This window comes from Streptomyces sporangiiformans (assembly GCF_005768555.2).
Taxonomy (GTDB): Bacteria; Actinomycetota; Actinomycetes; order Streptomycetales; family Streptomycetaceae; genus Streptomyces; species Streptomyces sporangiiformans.
The window spans coordinates 1-3616 of record NZ_VCHX02000032.1; the positions used below are offsets into that span (position 1 = coordinate 1).

Annotated in this window: 1 protein-coding gene and 1 pseudogene; both read right to left on the reverse strand. The window is 70.6% G+C overall.

Going from position 1 to position 3616, the window contains the following annotated elements; genetic code table 11:
* Positions 1 to 948 (reverse strand): acyltransferase domain-containing protein (locus tag FGD71_RS48305; RefSeq protein ID WP_244951187.1); only part of this gene is annotated, 948 nt, incomplete at both ends.
* Between the two features lies 1 nt (position 949).
* A pseudogene (locus FGD71_RS01570) lies at positions 950 to 3616 on the reverse strand (type I polyketide synthase); the annotation flags it as partial.

Sequence of the window (3616 nt, forward strand, 5' to 3'; positions counted from 1 at the left end):
CCGAATAGCGCCACTCATCCACCCGCGACCGCACCACACGCCCACGCCGCCACGACGACAACGCAGGCAGCACCGCACCCAACGCATCCGCCTCTGCCACATCGAGGGTCTCCGTAAGGGCGGCAAGATCCCCGTGCTCCACGGCTTCCCAGAACCTGCTTTCGGCGGCGTCCGGGGCCGAGGCGGCCGTATCGGCCGACCCCGCGGAAGCCTCCAGCCAGTACCGCTGGCGCTGGAAGGCGTAGGTAGGCAGGTCGACGCGGCGCCCGCCGGCGAGCAGCGGCGACCAGTCCACGGACAGACCCCGCACCCAGCCCTCGGCAAGCGAGGTGACAAACCGCTCCAGTCCACCCTCGTCGCGGCGCAACGTGCCCAGCACGGCCGCCTCCACACCGGCGTCCTCAAGCGACTGCTGCACCCCGATGGTCAGCACCGGGTGGGCGGAGGCCTCGATGAAGTAGCGGTGGCCCTGCTCGGCCAGCGCCCTCGTGGCCTCCTCGAAACGAACCGTCTGGCGCAGGTTGGAGTACCAGTACTCCGCGTCCATCACCGACGTGTCCAGCCAGTCGGCCGTCACCGTCGAGAAGAACGGCACCCCGGCTGCACGCGGCTCAAGCCCCGCCAGAACACTGAGCAGTTCGCTGTGGATGGCCTCCACATGCGCCGAATGCGACGCATAGTCCACCGGGATCCGACGCGCCCGCACCTCGTCGGCCTCACAGGCGGCCAGCAGGGCATCCAGCTCCGCGACATCGCCCGAAACCACCACGGACGAAGGCCCGTTGACCGCTGCGACCGACAGACCCTCGGACAGCCGCTCACGAACCTGATCCACCGGCAACGCCACCGACACCATGCCACCCAGACCCGACAGCGCCAGGATCGCCTTCGACCGCAGCGCAACGACCTTCGCCGCATCGCCCAGAGACAGAGCCCCGGCAACGCAGGNAACGACCTTCGCCGCATCGCCCAGAGACAGAGCCCCGGCAACGCAGGCCGCAGCGATCTCACCCTGCGAATGCCCCACAACCGCAGCCGGCTGCGCCCCATACGAGCGCCACAGCTCGGCCAGGGACACCATCACGGCCCACAACACCGGCTGGACCACATCGACCCGCTCCAACGCCTCGGCATCGTCGAGGACGTCGAACAACGACCAGTCCACATACGACGAGAGAGCCGCCGCGCACTCCCGCATCCGCCCCGCGAACACCGGCGAGGACTCGATCAGTTCAGTGGCCATGCCCACCCACTGGGATCCCTGCCCCGGGAACACGAACACGCTCTTGCCGAGGAGGTCCGACGTCCCCCGCACCACACCGGCCACGGCCTCACCCGCGGCAAGTGCCGTGAGACCGGCCTTCAGGTCGGAGCCGACGACCACGGCACGGTGGTCGAGTGCGGCCCGGGTCCCGATGAGGGACCAGCCGATGTCGAGCGGTGACAGTTCGGGGTGCTCGTTCAGGTGGTCGGACAGGCGCGCGGCCTGGGCCAGTACGGCGGCGCCGGACTTGGCCGAGAGGACCCATGGCAGCGTCGGCTCACCGGTCGACGGCGCGGTCTCACCCAGGAGCACGGGCTCCGTCTTCTGGGAAGTTTCCTGGAGGGCCTCCAGCGGCGCCTCTTCCATGATGAGGTGCGCGTTCGTACCGCTGATGCCGAACGAGGACACCGCAGCCCGCCGGGGACGGCCGAGTCGGGGCCAGTCGCGTGCGTCCGTCAGAAGTGTGACCGTGCCCGCCGACCAGTCGACGTGCGAGGTCGGCTCGTCGATGTGCAGGCTCTGCGGCAGTACGCCGTGCCGCATCGCCATGACCATCTTGATGACGCCGGCGACACCGGCCGCGGCCTGCGTGTGCCCGATGTTGGACTTCACCGAGCCGAGCAACAGGGGCCGCTCCGGGTCGCGCTCGCGCCCATAGGTCGCGATGAGCGCCTGCGCCTCGATCGGGTCGCCCAGCGCGGTGCCCGTACCGTGCGCCTCCACGGCGTCCACCTCGGACGACTTGACGCGCGCGTTGGCGAGGGCCTGGCGGATGACGCGCTGCTGCGAGGGACCGTTCGGCGCAGTCAGGCCGTTGGACGCGCCGTCCTGGTTGATCGCCGAGCCTCGGAGGACGGCGAGGACCTCGTGGCCGTTGCGGCGCGCGTCCGACAGACGTTCGAGGAGGAGCAGGCCCGCACCCTCGGCGGAGCCCATGCCGTCGGCGGCGGCGGAGAAGGCCTTGCAGCGGCCGTCGCCCGCGGCGCCGCCCTGCTTGCTGATCTCCGTGATGACGCCGGAGGTACCCATGACCGTGACGCCGCCGGCGAGGGCCATGGTGCACTCACCACGACTGATCGCCTGAGCCGCGAGGTGCAGCGCGACCAGGGACGACGAGCAGGCCGTGTCCACGGTGACCGCCGGGCCCTCCAGACCAAGGGTGTAGGCGATGCGCCCGGACACCACGCTGGTGGTCGTGCCGGTGATCAGGTAACCCTCGATGTCGTCGGGGATCTCGGCGACCCCGGTGCCGTAGCCGGAGGACGAGGCACCGGCGAACACGCCGGTCATGCTGCCGCGTACGGACGTGGGGTCGATGCCCGCGCGTTCGAAGGTCTCCCAGGCGGTTTCGAGGAGGAGCCGCTGCTGCGGATCCATGGCGAGAGCCTCTCGAGGGTTGATCCCGAAGAACGCCGGGTCGAAGTCGGCGACACCGTCGAGGAAGCCGCCTTCCCGGGTGTTCGTGGTGCCCGCGCGGCCGAGTTCCGGGTCGTAGAGGCCGTCGATGTCCCAGCCCCGGTCCTGCGGGAACGGCGTGATCGCGTCACCGGCCGTGCGCACCAGGTGCCACAGGTCCTCCGGCGAGGAGACACCGCCCGGATAGCGGCAGGCCATACCGACGATGACCACCGGGTCCTCGTCGCCGGCCGCTCCGGCCGCAGCAGTGGTGACGGGCGCGCTGGTCTCGGCCGTCCCGCCGAGCACCTCCGACCACAGATGGTCCACGAGCACCTGCGGGGTCGGATGGTCGAAGACGAGGGTGGCGGGCAGGCGGAGTCCGGTGGCACCGTTCAGCCGGTTGCGCAGTTCCACCGCGGTCAGGGAGTCGAAGCCCAACTCGCGGAACTGCTGTGTCGGGTCGACCAGATCGGGCGTCGCGTGCCCGAGGACCGCGGCCACGTGTCCGCGGAGGAGATCGAGAAGTGCCTCGCGCTGCTCGCTCTCCGCGAGTCCCACGAGCTTCGCGGCAAGGCCCGTCATGTCCGTGGCGGTCCGGGACGCGGCGACACGGCGTACGGGAGTCCGCACCAGGCCGCGCAGCAGCGGCGGTACGTCGGCGCCCCGCAGAGCGGCGGTGTCCATCGGGATCGGCACCAGGAGTGCTTCGTCCAACTCCTGCGCGATGTCAAATAGTTCAAGGCCCTGGTCGGAGGAGAGCACACCGGCCCCGCCCCGGTTCATGCGGGCGATGTCTCCCTCGGCCAGGTCGCCTGTCATCGTGCTGCGCTGCGCCCATAGGCCCCAGGCCAGCGACTGCGCGGCGAGTCCTCGCGCGCGGCGGTGCTGGGCGAGGGCGTCCAGGAAGTGGTTGGCCGCCGCGTAGTTGCCCTGCCCCGGTCCGCCGAACGTACC